The organism is Marinobacter denitrificans (assembly GCF_008795955.1).
GTDB lineage: Bacteria > Pseudomonadota > Gammaproteobacteria > Pseudomonadales > Oleiphilaceae > Marinobacter > Marinobacter denitrificans.
Map to the genome: position 1 here is coordinate 1 of NZ_VMHN01000039.1, position 608 is coordinate 608.

At 54.6% G+C, this 608-nt stretch carries 1 pseudogene; it reads right to left on the reverse strand.

Annotated elements, in window-relative coordinates:
• Positions 1-486 (reverse strand): annotated as a pseudogene (locus FO268_RS22765) (Tn3 family transposase); the annotation flags it as partial.
• Between the last annotated feature and the right edge of the window lie 122 nt (positions 487-608).

Consider the following 608-nt stretch of genomic DNA (forward strand, 5'->3'; position numbering starts at 1 on the left):
GAAGTTCAGATCCTTGATATTCCGGATACGCGGCATCAGCTTGATCCCCAGTAGGTACGCCAGCCCGAAAACGGGATAGCTCTGGGCCTGCGTATCACCGTGCAAGGTATCCGGCTGGATATCGCTCCGGTTCTCAAGCAGTCCGTCAAGGATGTACACCGCCTCGTGAACGCCACAGGGGATGAAATGACTGAACAGCGCGATATAGGTGTCCGAGACGTGGTAGTAACCGATGCCGCCGTAACCGCCATAGTGGATGTGGTACTCGCTGAGCAGGTTTTGCTCGTAAAGATTCCATTTGGTGCCATCGGCGGCGGCCCGCCGACCTGTACCCCAGTATCCCGGCAGTTCGTATTTTTTGTACGCGTTGATGACCTTGACGATAGCGCGATCTAGCCTGTCTTCAGTGACGTGGTTAAGGTTGAGCCAAGCTATCTGGCGACGGTTCAGTTGCTTGATGGAGTCGGCGGTCTGGGAGGGTTGAAGTGGACCCCGAAATTTGGACAGGTGCCTAAGCTCTGATTCATCATCTCCACAAGGAGGAGAATCATGAGCAAGAAACGCAAGCAATACAGCGCATCATTCAAGTCCAAAGTCGCCCTGGCCGC